The sequence below is a fragment of the Microseira sp. BLCC-F43 genome, from assembly GCF_041929235.1.
Lineage (GTDB): Bacteria > Cyanobacteriota > Cyanobacteriia > Cyanobacteriales > Aerosakkonemataceae > Microseira.
In genome coordinates this window covers 31,904-56,467 of the sequence record NZ_JBHFNP010000324.1, presented here as the reverse complement: position 1 = coordinate 56,467, position 24,564 = coordinate 31,904, and the positions used below count along the sequence as shown (strand labels likewise).

Below are 24,564 nucleotides of genomic sequence, written 5' to 3'. Positions count from 1 at the left end.
GCGACGGCACAATCTAGCAATCTAAACTAGATTTTTTATCTCTAAACTTATAATTATTTATATATTTAGATAGATAAGATTGCTATTAAATTTATATGTTTAGGTAGATTTAATTTGATTGATTTTGAATATAGCGTTAAGGAATGGTTTTTAGGAAGAGGAAACCAGGATCATACAGCCTATAAATAAATGTTTCGCGCTGTTTGAATTTTTTTCAGGACTTACGCAAAGAAACCGGGTTTCTACGAAGAAACAAAGGTGATGACCTCGTGGCCCGTAAGTTTTATTTTTGATGAAGATTACACAGAAATACTTGTCATTGGTGACAGGGTTAGATAATATTTTGATTAAATAAATACATTGAAAGTCCTGATGGCAAATTCTGAAATATGATGAAATTAAAGGCACTGGGTCCATACTCTCTATCTATCGTCTCAATCCTGCTCGGTGTAGGATGTGGAATGCCAGCGATCGCTGCCTCTCCTTTTGAAGTCTGGCTAGTCGATCAGTCGAACTCACCAGGACTTAATTATGGCGGGAACATAGCTATTTACGATGGCAGCGCTCTAACTCTAGGCAGTTCCCCTCTTTCAGGAGTTACGCCCCAAAAAACGATTGATTTAAGCGGATTAGGCGGACAGACTGGTCTGTGTTCGACAACCACAGGAACCAATCCAGTCCGTCCCCACATGCTCTTGTTTAATTCAACCTACACCCACGCTGTTCTTTCTTTTGTGGCGAGTGGTCATGTGGCAATTTTTGACACAGCAACCTACGACCCAGTTGCTTGTCTCAGAACAGCGCAGGGGGTAGGAGGTGTCCGTCAAGCCCATGCAGCTTTTCCCGCTTTAGATGATAGCTATATCTTAGTAGCCAATCAAAATGGCAAACTTTTGGAGCGAATTGATACTAACTATCAAAACAATCTTTTTACCCTCAATCCAGCGGCAACTCTCAACTTAGCGACCTGCACCACCCCAAACGGAAATGCTTGCGAACAGACGGAAGTTCGTCCTGATAATGCACCGATTTGTCCAATGCTTAATTCATCAAGTAATTTAGGATTTATTACCTTGCGGGGTGGCGGGTTATTTGTCGTCGATCCTAAATCTAACCCCATGAAAATTCTGGCAGAGTACGATCGAACGACCGTTCATGGTAATGGCTGTGGTGGTATAGAGACAGGAGGGAGCATGTATATCAACTCTGGGGCGGGAAGCCAATCAGAAAACCCCTCTGAGTTTGATGTCTATCAGTTTCCCCTGAGTGGCTACAGTCCATCCAATCTCCCCAATCAGCCAGGAATTACCACGATTTTCTCAGACGACACGACACCAATGCGGGATTCTCATGGCATGATTGCTGTTGGGGAATACCTGTGGGTAGCGGATCGGGGCTTGAATCTGATCGAGGTGTTTGATATTACTTCAAATAATCGAGTCAATACTATCGATCTCATAGGCGAGACTCCCGATTTGATCGATATTTCTCCTGATGGTAATCAAGTCTATATCTCTCTCAGAGGGCCTAATCCCCTCAGCGGATCTGCCCATGTTGCTGCTGGGACTACTCCTGGACTGATGGTGATTGATGTCCTACAAGGGGGTAAAACAGGACAGATAAAAGGAGTCATCCCTATTAGCAACATAGATCGAGGTATTGAACGAGCAGATGGACATGGAATCCGTGTCCGGCAGATTCAGCCTGTTCCCGAACCCAGTTCCACCCTCAGCCTCCTAGCCCTCGGCACTCTAGGCGCAGGTTCAGTTTTGCAGCGCCAACAGAAGCAGAAATCAGCTATCAGCGTTACGGACAAACTTTAGACGCAAGTTGCCCCTTTAGATCCTATTCCCGTGGCTGATAATAGCGACAACCTTGGCATGGCCCATCGGGGTTAACCGCGCAACGCAGGTAGGCGGAACGGGCATTAAATTGACAGGTAATATCGCCGATTAGCTCACCTACGCCTTCGACGTATTGTACCTCTGGCGGCTGATGAGGCATTCGCAATGGCATCATGCTTGCTCGTTCCATCGCCAATCTTAGCTGTTCTCGCGCCCGCGTTTCTGCTTGACGCATGAACCACACGGACAACACTGGTGGGATTAAGCCAATGGTAAAAACAATCAGCGTTTCTAACATTTTGCTTGATTGGGTAATGGGTAATTGGTAATTGGTAATTGCTAATCTTTATTTAAGTTGCTTTAAACTCATGATATCATGTTCTTAGGCAACCGTTTTGTAACTTTTAATAGTCTGTAATCGCGCCGGATTTGCCATATTATTTTCTATAAAAATAAAAATTGTTACGCAAATGCTTCGCCCGTGCTAATGGCTAAATAAAAAATAAACAGTCAATAATTCAGGACTTAGGCACGACATTGCCATCACCTTTGTTGCTACCTATATATGTGGTTTCCTCTCCCAAGGATTTTTCAGAGAAACTTTGGTGTTTGCTTAAGTAATCTAATTAACTCAAGTTGCTAGTTATAAGCTTTGGCGGCAAAGAAACTTTGGTGAGCTGAAAAATCGTGGGTTTGACTCTGAGAAATATGCAGACCGCACGAGTCCGCGCACTCGCGCACGCACTCGCGTTCGCGAACGACGCATCACCTTTGTTTCTGACGCTCGGTAATTGGTAATTGGATTCATTGGTGCTTGCATCCTGGCAATTACCCATTACCCATTCAGAAACCCGGTTTCTTCCGAGATTTCTCAGAGTCAAACCCACGATTTTTTAGAGAAACCGGGTTTCTTTGTCAAAGGATGTAACTAGCAACTTGGGTTAATTACTGAGCAGCTCTGGAGGCAATTGACAATTAGCAATTAGCTATCCGTATGCTGCCAATGCTACCGGACATGATATGATTTCATCATATATAATTTTTACCTAGATAATATGGACTGCTGTGATGCCTCGGCGACAAGGATTGCGGCGTTGAAAAAGTTGCCTATGAAGGGGGATGTGAATTATCTCTAGATGCAAGAATACCCGTCTCTTTAGAGCGGGGAGTATCAAGAACAACCCACGCCTACAGACCCTGCTAGACGGTAGCATCCAGGCGGAGGACATCGAGTTTGAGTGGGAAATCGTTCAGGGGGCGACAACCGTGCTGAACCCCTTATTTATCAAGGTTTTGGCTCTCTTAACCCTGAAAGACATTTGAGCTTATTGACAGTCTTATTGACAAGAGCTTGGTCGGGCGAGCATCTCAAAGCTATTTCTACGGTTGTTGCTACTAATTCTGGTCTGCTCACCCGACCAAATTTTATTGAGGACAAGGAAGCTAAAACCATTGCCTTATCTATATTTGGGGGCGCTTGTCGCCCCCTGAAGGGAAATCGCCTACCTACAACTGCGCCAAATTAAGGAAAACAGCTTTGACCTGTTCGAGTTTTCCCTCTCCAGCTATCTGATGGTGCCGGTCAAGCCGGAGTTGGCCAATCTGGGATAGTTAAACAATATGTATCTAATTGTTAAATTCGCCGAATGCAAAGAATAATAAAATTTCACTCAAACTATAGACATTAGTAACCGAAAGTGGTAAATTATTAAACAAGTTTTTGGTGTTGGTAATGCAGCTAGTTGAAAAGCATATCATCTATCGTCACCACTAACTTTATCAACAGTAGTATTTGGAGCAGAATTAACTCATCGAAGACAAGCAATCAAAGCCAGCCTTGACGATCGGCGTAAGCTCCGAAACTCAAGGATAAATTGTCACGATCGCTAGAGAAAAGCGAGGTTTTTAAATAGGAGAAAACCTGAAGGATGGCATAGTCGCTCGTGACAGCATATTGTTGAGACATGGGTGAGAAAGTTGCTCAAATGAAGTAGAGTTAATTGAATTATTAAAGAATTGGTTAGATTTGATGTAAAGGAATTAGAAAAGCCCGAAAGTTCAGGGATTGAATACCAAAAAGGCAAGTCAACTACCGCACACCAACCCTAACGGGTATGGTGTGGGCTCTCATGGCGCCTGTTGACCAGACGGCTAGACTTCGACTTTGCTCAGTCTAGCAGCCGTTAAGACCAAGAGTTAAAGTTCGTACCAAGGAATGCGTGCCAGTTCCTTGCTCTACAACTGAGTAATTAAACAGGTCATTAAGGGAAAGCCAGTGTTACTCAGAAAGTACCGAGTCTTAACACCGTCCTTGCAAACCTAACCAGTAATGAGAGGCAGCAGTAATGCGCGTTTTCGTACTAGATAAAAACCTCAATCCTCTTGACCCATGCCATCCAGCACGGGCGAGAGAACTATTACGCAAAGGGAGGGCTAAAATATACAGACGCTATCCATTCACCATTGTTTTGCAGGATAGAAGTACTGAGGATTCAGTCACCCATCCTCATCGAATTAAAATCGACCCCGGCAGCAAAACAACTGGGTTCGCTGTTGTCCAAGAAGAAACAGGTCGTGTCACAAACGCCCTGGAAGTTTCTCACAGAGGGCAACAAATTAAAGACGCTCTTGAGTCTCGAAGGGCTTTAAGAAGAGGTCGGCGTAACCGTAAAACTCGATACCGCAAGCCTCGTTTCTTGAACAGAACTCGTAGACAAGGTTGGCTTCCACCTTCTCTAGAAAGTCGAATTGCCAACATTGAAACTTGGGTAAGACGAATCAGAAAACTCTGTCCAGTCGTTGCTATTTCTCAAGAGTTGGTTAGGTTCGACTTACAGCAAATAGAGAACCCAGAGATTAGCGGTGTAGAGTATCAACGGGGCGAACTATTTGGCTTCGAGGTCAAGGAGTATTTACTTCAAAAATGGGGTAGAAAATGCGCTTACTGTGGCGTTGAAAATGTTCTATTTGAGATTGAACATATCCTTGCGAAAAGCAAAGGTGGCTCTAATCGAGTTAGCAATCTTTGTCTTAGCTGTCACTCCTGCAATCAAGCCAAGGGAAATAAATCTGTTGAGGAATTCCTCAAGAAAAAACCTGAAGTTCTCAAGCGGGTTTTAGCGCAAGCCAAAGCACCCCTCAAGGATGCTGCGGCTGTCAATGCAACTCGTTGGGAGTTGTATAGAAGGCTTCAAGCTACGGGCTTACCTGTAGAGGTAGGTTCAGGAGGTCGAACGAAGTTTAACCGTAAAACCAGAGGGATTGAAAAGCACCACTGGACTGATGCAGTCTGTGTTGGAGTATCAACTCCTGAAAAACTTCTCCTTAATGGGGTTAAACCTTTGATTGTCAAAGCTAAAGGGCATGGTAGAAGACAGCGCTGCGGCACTGACCGTTACGGCTTTCCTATTCGTCATGCCCCTGCTCAAAAGTTTTTCATGGATTTCCAGACAGGTGATTTGGTCAAAGCCAATGTTCTGACTGGAAAGTATGCAGGAACCTATACGGGTCGGATTGCTATCCGATTTAAACCAAGTTTCAAATTAACTACAGGAGGTAAGAGTTTCGACGTGCATCCAAAATATTTGAAAATCATTCACAGAGCTGATGGCTACGAATATGCATCTTGAAAATAAGGAAACGCTCGCGCTCAATTTATTTACTGGCGGCAATTCCCCAGACGCTAAACCATCGACGGTACTCGCTGCGCGAGGGTATTCCGCCTCGGTTATAGCGTCCGCCCCCTTGCCGCATTTTAGGTGGGAAGGTGACGAAGTAGGCGCAGATAGCATCAAGAAATGGGAAAGAAAATGTGGTGATTGTGGTGGGGAAAATATTAAAAGCTAAATTATATCGCAAAAAGAAAGGAAGTAAATCAAGAGAAAAAGCTCGTAAGCTAGTCGCTAGAGTTCACGAACGTATTAGCAATGCCCGTCAAGAATTTCTAAATAAATTATCAAGAAAAATAGTCAATGATAATCAAGTAGTGGTTGTTGAGAATTGGAACGTCAAGGGTATGGTATGCGCGGCGCGCACGCACTCGCGTTCGCAATCATAACTTAGCTCTAGCTATCTCTGATGTCGGATGGGGAATGTTTGTTAACCTTGACTATAAACTTGAACAGAAAGGTGGTTTATTGGTTGAGATTGATAGATTTTTACCGAGTTCTAAAACCTGCTAAAGTTGTATTTATCAAATGTCAGAAATGCCATTAGATGTTAGAGAATTGACTTGTCTTCGTTGTGGTACACACCATGACAGAGACGAAAATGCGAGTAAAAACATTCGAGCAGAAGGCATCAGACAATTATCGGTCTTGGGAACCAGGACTGCTGCTGAAGGAGGGAAAGTAAGACCAAAAGGCGGGCGCAAGTCTGTCTTGAGGCATTCCCCTGTGAGTTCAGAAGCCTACGCTGTACCGTCAGGTCAGTATGGGTAGTTCACTCGACAATTATTGCTCAGAAAAATGGTGATGGCTATACTTTCCGATCCTAAAGGCGGTTCAAACCGCCGTGTCAAATTGCTTTGCGAGTTAAAACATCGCGGTTGCCGTTTTCCAGTGAGGTTTTAGATGAACAGTACTTTAGAAGATTTGACTATAACTCAGTTAATCGCTATGGGTGCATCACAACATCCTGACGCCATAGCGCTCGTAGCTCAAGATCGTTCACCCCTAACCTACAGTTGCCTTTGGGCTCACATTCAGGACACAGTCAAAACCTTAAATTCAATGGGTTTGGGTCGAGGTGAGCGCATTGCAATTGTGCTACCCAATGGCCCAGAAATGGCAGTTGCTTTTCTGAGTGTTGCTGCGTGTGCCATCAGTGCGCCACTCAACCCTGGCTATCAGGCACCTGAGTTTGACTTCTACTTGAGCGATCTGAAGGCAAAAGCGCTGATTATCCAATCGGGAATGGATTCCCCTGCAATAGCAGTAGCAGAGGCTCTTAATATTCCCATCATCGAACTGGTGCCGCAGTTGTCGGCACCAGCAGGAATTTTTCAGCTAGTGAGTGATTCAAATTTGCCTCCTGTCGGCAACGCTTTAAGTCAGAGTGAAGATGTTGCCTTGATTCTGCATACCTCAGGAACCACATCGCGCCCCAAGATTGTGCCATTAACCCAGGCGAATTTGTGTACCTCAGCACACAACATTAAAACAACACTGGCATTGGGGCAGAGCGATCGCTGTTTGAATGTGATGCCACTATTTCACATTCATGGATTGGTGGGAGTTTTGCTGTCATCGCTGAGTGCTGGGGCAAGCGTGGTTTGTACTCCAGGCTTTTATGCCCCCAAATTCTTTGACTGGTTAGAAACCTTTCGTCCCACTTGGTATAGCGCTGTGCCCACAATGCACCAAGGGATTCTTGCCAGAGTTCAGGCAAACCGCGAGATTATTGCCCGTTGTCCACTGCGGTTTATTCGCTCCTCCTCTGCTCCTTTGCCTCCTCAAGTGATGACCGAGTTGGAGGGCGCGTTTAATGTGCCAGTGATTGAATCCTATGGCATGACAGAGGCTGCTTATCAAATGACTAGCAATCCCTTACCACCACATCAGCGTCAGCCTGGTTCAGTCGGGATAGCCGCTGGTCCTGAAGTGGCGATAATGGATCGGGAGGGTAACTTGCTACCACTAGGGGAAATTGGGGAAGTGGTTATCCGAGGCGCGAATGTGACCTCAGGCTACGAAAATAATCCTGAAGCAAATGAGAGTGCTTTTACAAAAGGCTGGTTTAGAACTGGCGATTTGGGCTATTTAGATAGCGACGGCTATCTTTTCCTCAAAGGCAGGATTAAAGAAACAATCAACCGGGGTGGGGAGAAAATTTTTCCCCGTGAAGTGGATGAAGTACTGTTAGAACATCCAGCTGTCAAACAGGTAGTTACCTTTGCTGCGCCTCATACGCTTTTAGGTGAAGAAGTTGCTGCTGCCGTAGTACTCAAAGAGAATGCTGCGGCAACTGAGCAAGAAATCAAAGAATTTGTCGCCCAGAAACTAGCTGATTTTAAAGTCCCTCGTGTGGTGGTATTTCTCGATGAAATTCCCAAAGGTCCCACAGGCAAACTAGAGCGGATTGGATTAGCAGAAAAACTAGGACTCCAAGCTTCAGATCCGACTGCCCCCAAACCTGAATTTGTTCCACCACGTACCGCTATAGAAGAAGAGTTGGTGAATATTTGGTCTCTGGTTTTAGGGGTTGAGCCAATCGGGATTAATGACAACTTTTTCCAGTTGGGAGGAGATTCCGTCTTAGCGACTCAGATTGTCAATCGCGTACTCCAATCATTGCAGGTTGAATTGTCATTACTGTTCTTCTTTGAGCAACCAACAGTCGCCAACATGGCGGTGAGAATTGCTCAAATTCAAGCAGAAACATTAGCATCTGGGGAAGTAACTGATTGGTTAGATGAACTGGAATCTCTGTCAGATGAAGAAACGCAACTACTTCTTGACAAGATGAGTCAAAGCCTTGAAAATCATCGAACAAGGGTGTAGGGGGTAGGGTGTAGGGTGTAAGGGTCAATTGGATGGGGATTCAAACCCCAACCAATTACTGACGGATAACCGCTCCCATGCTCCGGTTGAAGTGTCAATCAAAACCTCTGTCATAAGTTGTCTAGATTTTGAATAGCAGATTGATGAAATTCTCATCAGAACTAAGGCATATGCCGCAGGAGGAGCTGATGCTATATTGGCTGATGGAATCAAGGATATGGACGTAATCAGAACCCTAAAAAGTAAACTGGACAAACCTATCGTATTTAACCAAATTGCGGGGGGAAAATCTCCTGCCTGGAGCTTAACAGAACTGAGAGATGCTGGAGTTTCTCTTGTGAACTACAGCAAGCCTTGTCTATTTGCCGCCCAAACGGCGCTTGAGGATGAAATGAAAAGGTTGAGGGAAAAGGATGGATTTTTGCAAAAAGAACGAGTGGGCGTGCAGGAATGTACGGCACTATTGAATAAGAATATGGTCGCTCGCAGAAAGTCCCTAAGAAATTAATCTAAATATGAATAATATCAATCAACGAATTGCTCAACTCTCCCCAGCCAAGCGGGTGCTGCTAGAGCAAAGACTCAAGCAAAAGACTGTCAATGGGAATTCTCACCAGACTATTTCCCCAAGACCAAACCAGGAGGAAGTCCCTCTCTCGTTTGCACAAACTAGGATGTGGTTGCTAGACCAGTTAGAACCAGGTAATCCTGCTTACAATTGTCCCACTAATATCCGCCTCGTTGGTCGGCTCAAGAAGGCAGCGCTGGAGCAAAGTATCAATGAAATTGTACGCCGCCACGAAGTCTTACGGGCTAAGTTTCCGGCTGTGGATGGGAAACCCGTTCAAGCGATCGCTCCAACTTTGACCTTGAGCTTACCGATGGTAGATATTAGTCATTTACCGACGCTAGATAAGCAAGCAGAGGTTCAAAAATTAGCTCAAGAAGAAGCTCAACGTCCTTTTAATTTAGCTTTAGATTCTTTAGTCAGAGCCACTTTAGTGCGACTGGGTGAGGAAGAACATATCCTATTCTTGACCCTGCATCATATTATCTTTGATGGCTGGTCTGTGGGAGTTATCCTCAAAGAACTCGCCTTCCTTTATGAAGCCTTTTGTGCTGGAAACTCATCTCCTCTTTCTGAATTACCCATCCAATACGCAGATTTTGCCCACTGGCAGCAACAGCATCTACAGGGAGAGGTGTTAGAGTCACAACTTGCCTACTGGAGGAGACAACTGGGCAGTGACTTACCTGTGTTAAAGTTACCCACTGACCGACAGAGAGCGCCCCAACAAACGTTTCTCGGTGCAAGGCAAAACCTTTTATTACCTAAGTCCTTGACTGAATTGCTGAAGGTTATCAGTCAACGGGAAGGGGTAACGCTGTTTATGACCTTGTTGGCAGCATTTCAGATATTGCTTTATCGTTACACAGGTCAAGAGGATATCGTTGTGGGAGCGCCGATCGCAGGGCGCATACGCACAGAAACAGAGAAACTGATTGGGGTTTTCATCAACACCCTGGTTTTACGGACTTACCTTGATGGTAAGCTATCTTTTCGAGAACTATTAGCTCAAGTTCGCAAGGTAGCTGTAGAAGCCTATGAACACCAGGATATTCCCTTCGAGAAGCTGGTGGAGGAAATACAACCAAACCGAGATTTGAGTCATACTCCTCTGTTTCAAGTATTGTTCCAATTGCGAAATGTGCCTAATGAAACTGTGGAGGTACAAGGTATAAGATTCGAGGAGTTTCAGCTTGACAGAGGAATTGCCGCGTTTGATTTAACTCTGGATATTGTTGATACACATGAAGGGCTGTCTTGTCGGTTTGTATACAATACCGATTTGTTTGAACGGGCAACAATTAGCCGGATGGCAGGACATTTCCAGACTTTGCTTGAGGGTATTGTCGCTAATCTTGAGCAGCCAATTGGTCAATTACCCCTGTTAACAGAAGCAGAACGGCATCAGTTGTTGGTCGAGTGGAACAATACTCACAGAGATTACCCCAAAGACAAGTGTATCCACCAGTTATTTGAAGAGCAGGCGGAGCGGACGCCGGATGCCGTAGCAGTGGTGTTTGAACAGGAATACCTCACCTACGGCGAGTTGAATCGTCGCGCCAACCAACTAGCACACCATCTACAGGCATTGGGAGTGAAACCAGAGGTGTTGGTGGGGATTTGCGTGGAGCGATCGCTATTGATGGTGGTGGGACTGTTGGGTATTCTCAAAGCTGGTGGAGCCTATATGCCTTTAGATCCTTCCTATCCTACTGAGCGTCTTAATTTCATGCTGGAAGACGCAAACGTATCCGTCTTGCTAACTCAGCAGCAATTCGTTGAACGTGTGGGGTCGGATGGGGTGAGAGTAGTTTGCCTAGATCGGGACGCTTTGGCTCACGCTTCCCTTAGCCAAGAAAATCCAAGCGTGCCGCTAACACCTGAGAACCTAGCTTACGTTATCTACACTTCCGGTTCAACTGGAAATCCCAAAGGGGTTCCGATCGCTCACCGAGGATTATGCAATCTAGCAATAGTGGAAATCGAACTGTTTGACGTGCAGCCAAATAGCCGCGTTCTCCAGTTTGCCTCCTTCAGCTTTGACGCTTCGATCTGGGAAATTGTCATGGCTCTTGGTGCGGGAGCTACACTTTGTTTGGCAACTTCTGAGTCACTGCAACCAGGACAACCTTTACTGCGGCTATTGCAGGAGCAAAGGATTACTCACGTTAACCTTGTGCCGTCAGCACTCGCGGCGCTGCCGACTCAAGATTTGCCAGCTTTGCAAAATATCGTTGTAGGGGGAGAGCCATGTCCGGCAAATTTGGTAGCACAATGGGCTGTTGGAAGGCGTTTCTTTAATGCTTACGGACCAACTGAATCCACTGTCTGCGCTACGGTTGCACAATGCTTTGAAAGTACGCTCGCGCCACCAATCGGTCGTCCGATTAACAACAGCCAAATTTATATCCTCGATCGCTATCTCCAACCCGTTCCGATCGGCGTTCCTGGGGAACTGCACATTGCTGGTGTCGGGTTGGCAAGGGGCTATCTCAACCGTCCAGATTTGACTGATGCAAAATTTATCCCCAACCCCTTTAGCAATGAACCGGGTTCCCGCCTGTACAAGACGGGCGATCTAGTTCGCTACCTACCTGATGGCAATATAGAGTTCAAAGGACGCATTGACGATCAGGTCAAGATGCGGGGAAACCGCATCGAACTCGGAGAAATTGAAACAGCGATCTGTCAGCATCCAGAAGTACGAGAGTGTGTAGTCATCGTCAGAACCAAAGAATCAGGCGACAAGCAACTTGTTGCCTATGTCGTGCCAAACTTAGGAGCGATGCCTCCGGGAGTGCCCCCCACTGCCAGTAAACTGCGTAGTTTCCTCAAACAAAAGCTACCCGACTACATGGTACCAGCCGCCTTTGTGGTCTTGGAGTCTCTGCCCCTGAGTCCCAATGGCAAAGTAGACCGCCGCGTCCTACCTGCCCCAGATAAATCTAGCTTCTTAGATACCAGCTTTGTACCCCCAAGCGATGCCCTAGAAAAACAACTGGCGCAAATCTGGTCAGAAATTTTGGATGTTGAATCCGTAGGAGTTAAAGATAACTTCTTTGCTCTTGGGGGTCATTCGCTGTTAGCTGTGCTATTGATGGCTAAAATCCAGCAGGAATTTGGCAAAAGTTTACCTTTAGCAACACTTTTTCAGTCTCCCACCATCGCAGATTTAGCCGCTCTTCTCAGAACTGAAAAAGATGTCCCAACTCATGCAAATTTAGTTTTGATTCAACCCCTCGGAAACAAGCCTCCTTTCTTCTGCGTTCATCCTGTTGGCGGTGATGTTCTCTGCTATGCCGATCTAGCCCGTCATCTCGGGGATACTCAACCTTTTTACGCCTTGCGAGCGCTTGGTTTAGATGGGTCGGGCGAACCCCTAACCCGAATTGAGGATATGGCTGCCACTTATATCAAAGCTTTGCAAACCATTCAGCCAGAGGGTCCTTATCAACTGGGAGGATGGTCTATGGGTGGCGTAGTCGTTTTTGAAATGGCTCAACAGTTAAAAGCTTCAGGGCATCATGTTTCTCTGGTAGCTCTGATTGACAGTTATGCACCTATCCCTCGGTTCAAAAAAACCAAAGAGATAGATGAGACAATGCTGTTAGCTGATTGGGTCAAAAACTTGAGTGGACTCTCTGGCAAAGATTTGCCAGTATCAATTGATAGCAAAACGGGAGGCGATTGTGTCTTAGAACTGCAACAAAAAGGCTCTTTAGAAGCACAGTTGAACTATATACTTGAGTACACTCAAGTAGCGGGGATATTTCCACGAGAAATGACCTGGCAGCAGTTTATGTGCCTATTTCAGGTGTTCAAAGCTAACCGCTTATCTCTGCATTTTTATCACCCTCAGTCCTATCCAGGTCGGGTTACTTTATTCTTGCAGCACGAACATTCGCTAGCCCTAAACATTGACCCAACCCTAGGCTGGGGTGAGCTAGCAACAGGTGGCTTAGACATACACAAGATTCCTGGCGACCATTTTTCGATTATCCGAACTCCAGTGTTAGCCGAGTTGCTGAAATCTTATCTGAGTCAAACAGTTATATAACGATGAATTCATCAGAACGTACAGACATTCAAAGCACGCAAGAGCAATCTAATGAGCTGACGAAGGAGCCAATATTGCCGAGAAAATGGTGGGCAATGCTGGGCCTGGCGTTGAGTATGTTCATGTTTGCTTTGGATATCCACATTGTCAACCTTGCGCTTCCAACCTTGGTGGGCTCGCTCCACACCAGCTTTGCTGAGATTCAATGGGTTTCCTTAAGTTATCTGCTCGCGCTCACCGTTTTTGTCCTCTTTGTGGCGCGACTGGGAGATATGTGGCAGAAAAAGTGGTTGTTCCTGGGTGGAGTGATTCTCTTCACCATCAGCTCCCTGCTTTGTGGACTGGCACCAACGGTTGGCTTCTTGATCGGCTTTCGGACGCTCCAGGGATTGGGGGCCGTATTGATATCGGGACTTGTAGCAGCGATTATTACGGAAGTGTTCCCGGCACAGGAGCGCGGACGGGCACTGGGCATTGGCGGTGGGATTTTCTGGGTGGGAGTTGCCAGCGGACCAACGATAGGAGGACTGTTGATTAGTCTAGTCGGCTGGCGTTTCATCTTCTTGGTGAATGTGCCGATCAGTATAATTGCCTGTTTGATTGTAGCTTATGCTGTACCGGCTTGTGCGTACAGTGAAGACAAAAAAGGCTTTGATGTGGCTGGGGGGTTGCTCGTGGCGGTAACATTGACCTGCTTCGCACTCGGTATGACAACAATACAGAGGGAGGGCATAGGCTCCCCAACAACGCTGATAATGCTGGCAATAGCTGGGATTGGGTTTGGGTGCTTTCTGGCAGTAGAAGCCCGCAGTCAATCGCCAATGCTCGACCTGAAGATTTTTCGCTCTATAGATCTTAGCCTCGGTCTATTGCTGCGTTTGATGGTAAATGGCATTATGGCAGGTGTGATTTTTATTCTACCTTTCTTCCTAGAATTGGTTAAACAGTATTCACCACAACAGGCAGGATTGTTGCTGGCAGTGGCACCGATTTTCAGTGGATTGATGGCACCTGTTGCTGGCACTTGGTCTGACCGCTTTGGCTCGCGTATCATCAGCTTAATCGGGCTGGTGCTGATGATATTTGGGTGCTTTGCCATCAGCACCTTTGACACCCACTTGACCGTCCCTGGCTATATTGTCCGGATTGCACCCCTGGCACTAGGGATGGGAATGTTTCAATCACCTAACAATAGCGCCATTATGGGAGCTGTACCCAAAGAACGCTTAGGCATCGCTTCGGGATTGTTGTCTTTGTCAAATACCTTGGGTCAGACAACGGGTTTAGCGCTCATGGGTACTGTGTTTTCGCTTTTGACTCTCGCCAGCGCCAAACTTCCACCTAACGTGGATGTCACTTCCGCACCGGTTGAGGCATTGGTGGTTGGCGTGCAGATGAGTTTTCGCCTGATTGCCCCAATTGTCATGGTGGCGGCAATCCTGGCAGCTTTCTTGTTGTGGTTGGAGCAATCGAAACAGCTTGCTTCAAAACAAGCAGGCACTCCCATCAGCTAAAGTTCCGCTTTGCCAAACCTACTCAAATCTACCTATGAGACTTGTATCGGCTTGACTTCCTGCTTCTACCAAGGGAGTCGGCGAAAACAGTCCCCAGGCGTAAATTCGGGAGCAGCTCTCCCTACTTGCTCTAAATTGAGCGCTGCATTCAAGTCTCGATCTCCTTTCCAACCACATTCTTCACAGTCTAAATCCGCTCATCCAGAGATAAAGACTGTTTTATGTCACCACAACAATGGCAAGTTTTTGAACTCGGAAACCATCGGGAAACTATCAATAGTTTTGCTCCGTAAAGAAGGCATTTATACTCTAACTGCCTCTTAAATTCATAAAAACTCCCATCGGCAATAGCTAGAGCTAACTTTCGATTAGCTAACATACCGCTAACATTTAAGTCTTCAATTACTACTAAGCCGTGGTTCTTGGCTAGGTAGGTGGTTAACTTGTGTAAGTAGTCGGTGCGAATGTTAGCAATTTGGCGATGTATCCGCGCGATGAGGATTCTAGAAGCGTGCCAATTTTTCGAGCGAAGTTGAAGGTGCCGATGACTCCATTGTAAGTGTGCTAGCCGTTTGAGCAGTTGGCGAGTTTTTTTGTTACCCGGAAAGACTTCTTTGGTTGAGAGTGTGGCTAAATTTAATATGCCATAGTCTACTCCCACCACATCAATCGCTTTTGGGGTAGATTTGGGTTCTACCTCCATCCGAAATGAAATGAACCAATCGGCCTTGCGGCTAATCGTCACTGTCTTTGGTGTGATGCCACTGGGCAATTGTTCGTAGGTTTTTAGAACGCCAATAACTGGGACTTGAATTTGATTGGCACTAATGATTTTGATGGTTCCTTCTAGGGTGAATGAATCTGAGCGTCCTTTTTTCTTAAACTTTGGTGAGCTTGCTTGCTTAGAGAAGCATTTTTTCCAAGCTGATCTCAGATGAATTAATGCATATTGGGGGGCGGTTTTTGAAACTTCATAATACCAAGGATTTTTGGATTTGACTAATGCTACTAGCCATTTATGTAAATCTATGGCACTGGGAAATTTGATTTTATCCTCTGGATGGTTCTGGTTGTGGTCTAAAATGGCTTTAGTTAATCCTAATCCCCAGTTCCAAGCATGACGTGCTACTCCTGCGTGTTTGGCCAGTAGTTGAGATTGAGTGTTTTTCAGTTGGATTTGTGTTTTAAATCCTAGTAGCACGGTTGGGTGGCGATGGAAGTACCTGTTGTGAGTGCGATTTTAATTTGAGCTTGGTTGCTGCTGAGCAAATTTTCGCAAATCTTTACATTATCCTCAGTGTTTAGGGAGATTTAGGCAGAAATAGGTAGATTTTTTTCAACTGTTTTTAGCCCCCATAGACTTTTTTGATTCACAAGCAATTGGCTGGCAGTTCTGTTGGTAACTATTCGGCTAGCCAACATATTATTTCTTTGGGAGTGGGTTGATAGGGAGGCTGTTTCTAGCCCACCAGAAACAGCGTTTTTGTCAATCTCTTTTACTGGACTGGTTACATCGAATAATAATTGGTAATTGGTAATTGGATTAACAGGCTTTTGCCCTCAGAGTCAGAAACCCGGTTTCTAAGTAGAGAAACCGGGTTTCTTTGGCTAGAGAGTTGATTCCCGTCAGGACTTACGCAAACACCAAAGTTTCTCGGAAAAATCGTCGCTTGGAAACTAAAAATCTACGCAGAAACAAAGGTGATAGGTCAGCCTTAGCCATTAGCCATTAGCGACTATGACTTAGGTTTATATGTCGATGCTACGTGCAATTCTTTCATTTGTTTTGCATCGACAGAGGAAGGTGCATTTGTTAACACACACCTGGCTTGCTGCGTCTTCGGAAATGCAATTACATCCCGAATCGATTCTTCTCCAGCTAATAACATTACCAATCGGTCTAAGCCGTAGGCAATGCCGCCGTGGGGTGGGGTACCGTATTCAAATGCTTCTAATAAAAAGCCGAATTTGTTGTACGCTTGCTCTTGGGATAATCCAATCGCTTCAAACACTCGCTCTTGAATTTCTCGCTGATAAATCCGCAAGCTACCTCCGCCGACTTCTGTGCCGTTATAAACCAAATCGTAAGCTTGCGCTCTTGCGGTTTTAAGGTCGTTTATATCTTCGGGATTGGGTGCGGTAAAGGGGTGGTGCAAGGCTTCGAGTCGCTTTTCTTCGGCGTTCCACTCGAACATGGGAAAATCGGTTACCCAAAGTAAGTTAATTTTATTTTGGTCAACTAATCCCTGTTCGCGCGCAATAACTTGACGCAAGCGGTCTAAGGTTTTATTGACTATATCAGTTGCGCCTGCACCAAATAGTAATAAGTGACCTGCTGTCGCACCCGTGCGTTTGAGGATTTCTTGTTTTTGTGATTCGCTTAGGTTATCTTTAATCGCACCAATTGTGTCGATTTCGCCACCTTCGCGCACGCGGATATAGGCGAGTCCTTTTGCACCAGCTTCGCTGGCTTCTTTGAATAAGTCGCCCTCTGGTTTTATCCGCATGTTGGAGATAGTATCGTTGCCGCCGGGAATGGGTAAAATTTTGACAATCCCGCCGGAAGAAATCGCTCCCGAAAATACCTTGAATCCCGAATCTTTCAACAAGTCGGAAACGTTGACCAATTCTAACCCATACCGCGTATCCGGTTTATCGCAACCGTAGCGTTCCATTGCTTCTTTATAAGTTATGCGCGGGAAAGGTCGAGGAATGTCGATTCCTTTGACTTGTTTGAAGATATAACTGACTAATTCTTCGTTGAGTTGGAGTACTTCTTCCTGAGACATGAAGCTCATTTCCATGTCCAGCTGAGTAAATTCTGGCTGTCTGTCGGCGCGCAAGTCTTCATCGCGGAAGCAACGGGCTATCTGATAGTATCTGTCTAAACCAGAAACCATTAACAACTGCTTGAATAATTGCGGCGATTGTGGTAATGCATACCACTCGCCGGGATTGACGCGCGAGGGGACGAGGTAGTCGCGCGCGCCTTCGGGTGTAGATTTGGTGAGGATGGGGGTTTCGACTTCGATAAAGCCTTTTTCGTCTTCCAGGAAACGGCGCATCGCTTTGACGACTTGGTGGCGGAGTTGGAGGTTGGAATTCATGCGGAAGCGCCGCAAATCCAAATACCGATATTTCAGCCGCAAGTCTTCCCGTACTGTTTCTGTCTCCGCGGTTGATACTTGGAAAGGCAATTGCTTGCCTACTGTATTGAGCAGTTCAATTTGATCCGCGTATATTTCGATCTCGCCCGTGGATAGCTTGGGATTGAGGGATTCTTCTGGACGTTGGGTAACGCGCCCGGTAATTTTTACGACATATTCGTTCCGCAAATCTTCGGCTTTGGCGTAGGAGTCGGGGGTGCGTTGAGGATCGCTGACAATTTGGACAATACCAGAGCGATCGCGCAGATCCAAGAAAATCACGCCCCCATGATCGCGGCGACGATCCACCCATCCGCAAAGGGTAACGGTTTTTCCAATATCTTCGCTTCGGACTGTACCGCAATAATGGGTTCGCATAAGCAATGTATTTGGGTAATCGGTAGTGGGTAGTTGGCAGTGGGATGGACTCCCTACAGTGAGAGTCGGATCTAGGATTGTGAACTACCCACACTGACCTGACGGTACAGTGTGGGCTTCCTGCCCAACAGAAAGCGTAGTAGTGGATTTCTTGCGTCCTCCCTTACTCCGACTTACATCTGGGCGACAGGCTTTATCCCCCGTTCCAGAGGTGAAAATTCGTAATCCTTCATCACGAAGGTTAATGCTTGCGTTGATATCTCTGTCATGCCTAGTTTGGCAATTTTCACAAGTCCAGAATCTTATATCAAGCGGTAAGCTAGCAACTTGATTTAGGCATACGTGACAGGTTTTTGAACTAGGGAAAAATCTATCAACTTCTAGATAAATTTTCCCTGACATTTCTGCCTTGTATTTCAACATGGTGCAGAACATACCCCATCCAACGCTCTGGATGGATTTGGCAAGTTTATGATTCTGCATCATGCCTAACACATTAATATTTTCAACCACAATAACTTGGTTTTCGTTAACTATCCTACGCGATAGCTTGTGTAGAAAATCTTCTCGGCAGTTAGTTATTTTTCTCTGAACTCTAGCAACTTTTTTTCTAGCTTTAACACGGTTATTTGAACCTTTTTGTTTTCTAGATAGTTGCTGCTGCTTGAGTCTTAAGTTCTTTTCATGCTTGTTGAGTATTCTAGGATTGTCGAATTTAGAGCCATCGCTGGTAACAGCAAAGTGAGTCAGTCCCAAATCAATACCTATTGCTTTGCCATCTGCTTTTTGTTCTGGCTTATCTTTGCCATCATCAAATAGGATAGATGCGAAATATTGATTGTAGCAGTTCTTGGATACAGTTACAGTTTTAACTTTGCCCTCAATTTGTCTATGAATAACTGCTATGACATCGCCTATTTTTGGCAGCGTTAAGCAGTTATCTTTGACTTTGACATTTTGAGGATACTGAATAGACTGCTTCCCATGTTTTGATTTAAATCTAGGATATTTAGCCCTTTTCTCAAAGAAGTTATTAAAAGCAACTCCCAGGTTTAAACAAACTTGCTGCAAACATTGTGAGTAAGTTAGTGACAACCACTCATACTCTTTCTTTAACTGGGGAATTATCTTTTTAACTTCATATCCAGACAACCCCTTGCCAGACTCTTTGTATGTTTTATTCATCAAATTCAAGCAATAATTCCATAGCCACCTACAACTGCCAAAAGCTTGCGCTAGTAACTGTTGTTGCTGGGTATCTGGATATAGCCTAACTTTGACGACTCTAAGCATATTAGAGTAAACAGCGTTTGTTATAAGAGATTATAGCATAAGATTTGTTCGTTTCCTCCATGTTTTCCTCCCTTGCTGTCGCATCGGTCGGAAAACTGTCGTCAACTCACCCGCCATTCATCCCACGCTGCCGTACCCGTGTCAGACGTGGGGCTTCTGTCGGCTCAAGCTAAAGCAAAACCTTTTGATTATCTAACATAATCGACATTGTTTTAATCACCAAAAAGGGGCGCGGCGTACCGCACCCCTACAAATTTGGGCTGGTGAGCATCCGCCGCCAGAGTAAAATTTGAATAGACAATCTCACTGGCTCACCCACCGGGGCCCGAAGAGTTAAATTGTCGGTTTTTCTGACAGGTTATTGGTAAAACCCGCCCCTACATTTCTCACCCGCGCACCTGCTCACTCGCTCCCCTGCTCACCTACTCGCGGGGTGCTGTCAGCTTTTCCCAGGCGGCTTTGGCAGCTTCGCTTAGGCGATCGCCCCATTCTTTAACTTCATTTAAGATGGATTCCCAGTTTTTCTCGGCTTCCATCTGGATCAGTTTCATCGAGTATTCGATGCGATCGCGCTCGAATAACAGTTGGTTTTGTTCCAAGGTTTCCCTCGCTTTCCGCACCGCATCCAGATAGGCATCCCGCGTCATCGTGCCAACTGATTGTGCCGTTTCCGTGGCGGCGGCAGCTTCGGCTTGCGCCCGCTTTTTCAGCGCGTCGATTAATGCTTTGGTTTCGCGCTTGAGATCGTCGGATTCCCCCGCCATTTCTTTTTCTACCAGGGCGTCTGTTTGCGGGGTGACTTCCACGATTGCAGTTTCGGTGTTAGGAGTTGGTTCTGTCATGTTTTTTCTCACCACTTAAAGAACTAATAGCGAGAGCCAGAAATTTGTTGCTCCAGCTTCAGCAATGCTTGAATGCGTGCTTCTGTGGAGGGATGAGTAGAGAACAATTGGAAAATAGACTCACCTGAGAAGGGATTGATAATCAGAAGCGGCTCAAATGCTGGGTTCGCTTCGATTGGCATTTCCCTCGCACCGCTTTCTAAGCGTTGAAGCGCTCTAGCTAAGGCGCGCGGGTTACCAGTGAGTTTAGCAGCACCAGCGTCAGCAGCGAACTCTCTCGTGCGAGAGATTCCCATCTGAATCACGGTTGCCGCAATCGGTGCGAGTATGAACGTCAACAGCAATCCGATGGGATTGGTACCTCCTTCTCGATCTCGTCCTCCCGAAAACCACATGCCGTAACTAGCCATTTGAGCCAAAAATGAAATTGCACCGGCGATGGTAGCAGCAACGGCTTGAGTCAGGGTATCGCGATTGTAAATATGGCTCAGTTCGTGGGCAATGACGGCTTCGAGTTCTTCCTCTGGCAAAATCCTCATAATGCCTTCAGTGACTGCAACTGCGGCGTGTTTCGGATCTCTTCCCGTCGCGAAGGCGTTAGCGGCTCTTGTGGGAACGATTTGACACTCCCCCAGATGAATCAGGGGGATTCTAGCGGTTGTCTAACTCAGGGCTGAAGCCACTGAGTTAGACGCATCACCAGTTTTGGGACTGTCATTGACCCCATCCGCTAAATCAGCCGCACCCATTGTAGATACAGCTTTCTGAAGATCTAACGGACAAGCAAACCCCAACCACTGCCCAATATTTTGAGAAGCGTTCCAGTCTGCGTTACACCGATAACCATCGAATCCCTTGAACTGATGTTTTACTCGTTTACCGATCGCACCATTGCGATGATCCGATTTGCTCGTGTACGGAGCGGGAACGGATTCGACGGGAACACCCGCACGAATCGCTTTATAGCGGGTGAAGCATTCCAGTTGATAGTACGACCACGCATCGCGGTTTTCAGCCGCATCAGACTTGATTTTCTTGCGTTGTTTAGAGGTTTGGCGAATCCCGCTGAGATCCTCAAAGCGCAACCCCATCCCGAAGTCTTTGGCAAACTGTACCAACTGCTTAGAAATCTCGTGATTGATTTGCGTCATAATCCGACGCTCACGCGATTCGAGTTGCTTCACTTTCTTGAGCTTCTTCGCTTCTTGCAACGACTTCCGTTGCTTCTGAAACCGTCTACGAAGTGCTTTGACTTTGCGACCATTCCAGAATCTTCCGAAAGATTTGGGCAATGCTGCGACTGCAATATTGTTTTGTCCTCGATCAACGCCAATCCAGCCTTTAATCACGCCTGCATCGGGAACGTCCATCGATACAGAAATGAGGGCATACCAAATTCCTTTCTTGGATTTGCAAAGCTTCAGACTCCCCAATTTGGCAGAGCCGTCAATCACTTTGTTCAAGACTTCGGTATGCGAGGCTGCATGAACATCAAGAGGAATTCGCCCTTTCCGTCCTCTCAACAAATTGAAAGCAACGGTGAAGAAATTACCTTGCTTGGATATCTCAAAATTTTGATTGTTGGTTTCCAACAACATCCGCTTAAAATGCTTCACCTTTGTTTTGGCATTTGTATTTCGGATTGTCTGATTAATCCAAGCCGAGCCGATTTCGACATGACGAAAAGCAGAGCTAGTCAACTTCTTACGCTCTTTCTTATCGACTGCCAGCAAATCGTTAGCAACCTGAGTGTTGATAGCAGTTAGCCGCTCAAACTCAAGTGCTTTGACTTGGTTCAGCCGATAGAAAGGAAGCTTAAGTGTCAATTTTAGTTCTGCCATACAATCAGTATAGCACTTATCTTACCGTACTCTGTAAGATACTGGCTAGTTAAAACTAGCCGTTCGGTTTTCATCCCCCGCATGAATGACGGGGGCTTTCAACCTCTCGTTAAGGTCTTGGTAATCAGTAGCGCACTTAACAGACCTAATAAGGCAACGGTTTTCAACTGATTCATGCCAAAAACCTCCTTTTAATATCGTCGGCTTGACAGGCTCATCTATTCCACCGACGGGAGAGTATTTTGTTTAATTTTAAAAGCTGCCATTATACTTGACACGGCGGAAAACTTCAACCTGCCGGTACGGGTTTGCATACTTGTTACACAAATAGTGGATTATTACGAAAAATTAATGAAGTAAGATGAAATTTTCTTGACAGGTAATTTCCGTGAAATTACGATTGCATCAATCGGCTTGGTCTAAAAATCAGTAAAACTGCGGTTTAATCGCTCGCCAAGTCGCCTGGGTGCAGCAAAGTAGATTGATTCACGCTCGCGCAGGGGCGAAACTGAGCATCGCGCGGCGCGAGACTTTAACTCAACGATCTGGTAGAAAAATGAAATCTTGATTCAGAATCTACCTATAAAATTTGATTTGACGGGATAAAAAATTAAATAGACAGAAAAATTGCGTGAAATTACGATAAGCGCAAGCAGATTAGACTAAAAAATCAGTACAAATACGTAGGAGACGCTGTCCTGGTACGAGGGATGGCAGAATTTGCTGCACTCGGATTGTTAACCCAAAGAACAAATGAATTAAAGCTTCAAAGTTGACTTGCATTGATATACAAGTTTTGAAAGGTGTCTACCAATGAGCAATAGAAAGGAACTTTGGCCCACAGAAAACCCAGGGCTGTTAAAAAAAGCACTCGATCGACAAGCTAGGGAAGTTAAATATGCCCCCCTCTCCTTGGCTCAAGAGCGATTGTGGTTCCACGAGCAATCAGTACCTGGCAGTTCGATATACAACATTCCAGTCGCTTATACCTTGACGGGTTGGCTCAACTTGACTGCACTGGAGCAGAGCTTGCGGGAAATTGTGCAACGCCATGAAGTTCTGCGAACAACTTTTTCGATAGTAAATGGGCAACCGATTCAGCTCATCTTCCCAGAGTTAGAGGTAACGCTACCAGTAATAGACCTGCAAAAACTGCCGCCCCAACAGGGACAGGCGCAAGCGCAGCAGTTGGCAGAAGAGGAAGCGCAGCAACCCTTTGACCTGATAATTGGTCCGTTGTGGCGCTTCAAACTGCTGCGAAAGGACGAAGGGGAACACTTATTGCTGGTGACATTACACCACATAATTTCTGACCGCTGGTCTTTGGTGATATTTATGCAGGAACTGGCGACACTTTACGAAGCATTTTTGAGCCAAAAGTCCTCGCCACTTGCCGATCTACCCAAACAGTATGCAGATTTTGCAATTTCTCAGAGAGAGTGGATAGAAGGTAAAAAGTGGGAGTCGCAGCTAGCTTACTGGGAGCAGCATTTGACAGGGAACGTCTTGCCGTTGGAGTTACCGATTGATAAAGAACGACCTTTAGTACCAACTTACCGAGGGGCGCGTCAATCTTTGGTCATCAACAAGAAGGTAACAGAAGAACTGAAGAAATTGAGCGCTAGGGAAGAAACGACTCTGTTCATGACCCTGCTGGCAGCATTTCAAATGCTGCTCTACGAATATACAAAGCAGGAAGACATGCTGATATGTTCGCCAATTGCCGGTCGTCATCGCTTCCAGACTAAAGATACGATCGGCTATTTTATTAATATATTGCCGCTGCGGACAAACCTGGGAGGCGACCCAAATTTTGGCGAGATATTGGGTCAAGTGCGCCAAGTTGTATTGGCAGCATATAGAAATCTGGATTTGCCTTTTCAAGCGATCGCAGATTTGCCAAATCTAGCACGCACGCCTTTAACTCGCGGTTTTTTTGCCCTGCAACCAGCCGCAAGTCAGACTCTCGATCTGCCTGGTGTAAAAGTTAGTTTCCAGGATATCCCCAACGGCACAGCCAATTTTGATTTTTCCCTATGTTTGGAAGAGACGGGAGAAACCCTGACTGGGTTTGTAGATTACAAAATTGACTTGTTTGATGCGACTACCATCACCCAGATGTTAGAGCATTTTCAGAGGTTGTTGGAAAGTCTGGTTGCTAATCCAAATCAACGCCTCTCGTCCCTGCCGTCCTTGAGAGAAACAGAACTCGTAACGCCCAAGAAAATAGAGGTGGAACCCACATATGTAGCGCCTCAGAAAGAGATAGAGCGCACTATTGCTCTGGTGTGGCAAGAAGTACTGCAAATAGAAAAAGTTGGGATTCACCACAACTTTTTTGAACTCGGCGGTCAGTCACTGGCAATAGCGCGAGTCGTCGGCAAACTGCAAGAAATTTTTCACCGAAAAATATCGGTGGTGGACTTATTTCAATATCCCACCATAAGAGGAATGTCCCAATATCTCAGCCAGGAAGATCGAGAGACAACAGCTTTGAAGCAAATCCAGAACAATGCTCAACGACAAAAACAAGCGCTGGCGCGGCGCAAACAACTGATGCAGCAAAGGACGAGCCGTTGAA

Annotated in this window: 15 protein-coding genes and 1 pseudogene; 8 read left to right on the top strand and 8 right to left on the bottom strand. The window is 45.8% G+C overall.

Annotated elements, in window-relative coordinates:
* Positions 1-389 precede the first annotated feature (389 nt).
* A complete protein-coding gene (locus ACE1CM_RS43720) occupies positions 390-1,823 on the top strand; it encodes a YncE family protein (protein ID WP_374885678.1) in 1,434 nt (477 codons plus the stop codon).
* 22 nt (positions 1,824-1,845) lie between these two features.
* Here ACE1CM_RS43720 and ACE1CM_RS43715 read toward each other — a convergent pair whose 3' ends face one another.
* Entirely contained in the window at positions 1,846-2,142 is a 297-nt protein-coding gene (locus ACE1CM_RS43715; protein WP_374885677.1) for a DUF6464 family protein, read from the bottom strand.
* 1,527 nt (positions 2,143-3,669) lie between these two features.
* Positions 3,670-3,810: a hypothetical protein gene (locus ACE1CM_RS43710; protein WP_374885675.1), complete on the bottom strand. Its 141-nt coding sequence runs from the start codon at positions 3,808-3,810 to the stop codon at positions 3,670-3,672.
* Positions 3,811-4,189: 379 nt separating this feature from the next.
* Here ACE1CM_RS43710 and iscB point away from each other — a divergent pair, with 379 nt between their 5' ends.
* The 6 genes and pseudogenes from iscB to ACE1CM_RS43680 all read left to right on the top strand — a co-directional run bounded on the left by iscB (position 4,190) and on the right by ACE1CM_RS43680 (position 14,483).
* A complete protein-coding gene (gene iscB, locus ACE1CM_RS43705; protein WP_374885674.1) occupies positions 4,190-5,473 on the top strand; it encodes an RNA-guided endonuclease IscB in 1,284 nt (427 codons plus the stop codon).
* A gap of 215 nt (positions 5,474-5,688) precedes the next feature.
* A pseudogene (locus ACE1CM_RS43700) lies at positions 5,689-6,283 on the top strand (RNA-guided endonuclease InsQ/TnpB family protein); the annotation flags it as partial.
* Positions 6,284-6,415: 132 nt separating this feature from the next.
* Complete coding sequence (locus ACE1CM_RS43695; protein WP_374885673.1) at positions 6,416-8,344, top strand: AMP-binding protein; 1,929 nt, start codon at positions 6,416-6,418, stop codon at positions 8,342-8,344.
* Between the two features lie 139 nt (positions 8,345-8,483).
* Positions 8,484-8,852: an isocitrate lyase/phosphoenolpyruvate mutase family protein gene (locus tag ACE1CM_RS43690; RefSeq protein WP_374885705.1), complete on the top strand. Its 369-nt coding sequence runs from the start codon at positions 8,484-8,486 to the stop codon at positions 8,850-8,852.
* Between the two features lie 7 nt (positions 8,853-8,859).
* On the top strand, positions 8,860-12,969 hold the full coding sequence (locus ACE1CM_RS43685) for an amino acid adenylation domain-containing protein (RefSeq protein WP_374885672.1): 4,110 nt from the start codon (positions 8,860-8,862) through the stop codon (positions 12,967-12,969).
* 2 nt (positions 12,970-12,971) lie between these two features.
* Positions 12,972-14,483 (top strand): MFS transporter, encoded by a 1,512-nt coding sequence (locus ACE1CM_RS43680; RefSeq protein WP_374885670.1) that lies wholly within the window; start codon positions 12,972-12,974, stop codon positions 14,481-14,483.
* A gap of 187 nt (positions 14,484-14,670) precedes the next feature.
* Here ACE1CM_RS43680 and ACE1CM_RS43675 read toward each other — a convergent pair whose 3' ends face one another.
* From ACE1CM_RS43675 to ACE1CM_RS43650, 6 genes are all read right to left on the bottom strand, one after another.
* Positions 14,671-15,684, bottom strand: coding sequence for an RNA-guided endonuclease InsQ/TnpB family protein (locus tag ACE1CM_RS43675; protein ID WP_374885669.1), 1,014 nt, complete (start codon positions 15,682-15,684; stop codon positions 14,671-14,673).
* Between the two features lie 535 nt (positions 15,685-16,219).
* On the bottom strand, positions 16,220-18,007 hold the full coding sequence (gene aspS / locus ACE1CM_RS43670) for an aspartate--tRNA ligase (RefSeq protein ID WP_374885667.1): 1,788 nt from the start codon (positions 18,005-18,007) through the stop codon (positions 16,220-16,222).
* Positions 18,008-18,091: 84 nt separating this feature from the next.
* Positions 18,092-19,300 (bottom strand): RNA-guided endonuclease InsQ/TnpB family protein, encoded by a 1,209-nt coding sequence (locus tag ACE1CM_RS43665; protein WP_374885665.1) that lies wholly within the window; start codon positions 19,298-19,300, stop codon positions 18,092-18,094.
* A 422-nt stretch (positions 19,301-19,722) separates the two neighbouring features.
* Positions 19,723-20,142, bottom strand: a complete 420-nt coding sequence (locus ACE1CM_RS43660) for a hypothetical protein (protein WP_374885663.1) — start codon at positions 20,140-20,142, stop codon at positions 19,723-19,725.
* A gap of 23 nt (positions 20,143-20,165) precedes the next feature.
* Positions 20,166-20,762, bottom strand: a complete 597-nt coding sequence (locus tag ACE1CM_RS43655; protein WP_374885703.1) for a M48 family metalloprotease — start codon at positions 20,760-20,762, stop codon at positions 20,166-20,168.
* Positions 20,763-20,804: 42 nt separating this feature from the next.
* Positions 20,805-21,983, bottom strand: a complete 1,179-nt coding sequence (locus tag ACE1CM_RS43650; protein ID WP_374885661.1) for an RNA-guided endonuclease TnpB family protein — start codon at positions 21,981-21,983, stop codon at positions 20,805-20,807.
* Positions 21,984-22,796: 813 nt separating this feature from the next.
* Between ACE1CM_RS43650 and ACE1CM_RS43645 the strand changes: the two genes are divergently transcribed.
* Positions 22,797-24,563 carry a condensation domain-containing protein gene (locus ACE1CM_RS43645; RefSeq protein WP_374885660.1) on the top strand — a complete coding sequence of 589 codons (1,767 nt, stop codon included), beginning with the start codon at positions 22,797-22,799 and terminating at the stop codon, positions 24,561-24,563.
* Position 24,564 lies beyond the last annotated feature (1 nt).

Excerpts from the sequence above, each read along its gene's own strand:
- ACE1CM_RS43720 (WP_374885678.1), top strand. The coding sequence starts at position 390 with ATGATGAAATTAAAGGCACTGGGTCCATACTCTCTATCTATCGTCTCA.
- ACE1CM_RS43715 (WP_374885677.1), bottom strand. The coding sequence starts at position 2,142 with ATGTTAGAAACGCTGATTGTTTTTACCATTGGCTTAATCCCACCAGTG.
- ACE1CM_RS43710 (WP_374885675.1), bottom strand. The coding sequence starts at position 3,810 with ATGTCTCAACAATATGCTGTCACGAGCGACTATGCCATCCTTCAGGTT.
- iscB (WP_374885674.1), top strand. The coding sequence starts at position 4,190 with ATGCGCGTTTTCGTACTAGATAAAAACCTCAATCCTCTTGACCCATGC.
- ACE1CM_RS43695 (WP_374885673.1), top strand. The coding sequence starts at position 6,416 with ATGAACAGTACTTTAGAAGATTTGACTATAACTCAGTTAATCGCTATG.
- ACE1CM_RS43685 (WP_374885672.1), top strand. The coding sequence starts at position 8,860 with ATGAATAATATCAATCAACGAATTGCTCAACTCTCCCCAGCCAAGCGG.
- ACE1CM_RS43680 (WP_374885670.1), top strand. The coding sequence starts at position 12,972 with ATGAATTCATCAGAACGTACAGACATTCAAAGCACGCAAGAGCAATCT.
- aspS (WP_374885667.1), bottom strand. The coding sequence starts at position 18,007 with ATGCGAACCCATTATTGCGGTACAGTCCGAAGCGAAGATATTGGAAAA.
- ACE1CM_RS43665 (WP_374885665.1), bottom strand. The coding sequence starts at position 19,300 with ATGCTTAGAGTCGTCAAAGTTAGGCTATATCCAGATACCCAGCAACAA.
- ACE1CM_RS43660 (WP_374885663.1), bottom strand. The coding sequence starts at position 20,142 with ATGACAGAACCAACTCCTAACACCGAAACTGCAATCGTGGAAGTCACC.
- ACE1CM_RS43650 (WP_374885661.1), bottom strand. The coding sequence starts at position 21,983 with ATGGCAGAACTAAAATTGACACTTAAGCTTCCTTTCTATCGGCTGAAC.
- ACE1CM_RS43645 (WP_374885660.1), top strand. The coding sequence starts at position 22,797 with ATGAGCAATAGAAAGGAACTTTGGCCCACAGAAAACCCAGGGCTGTTA.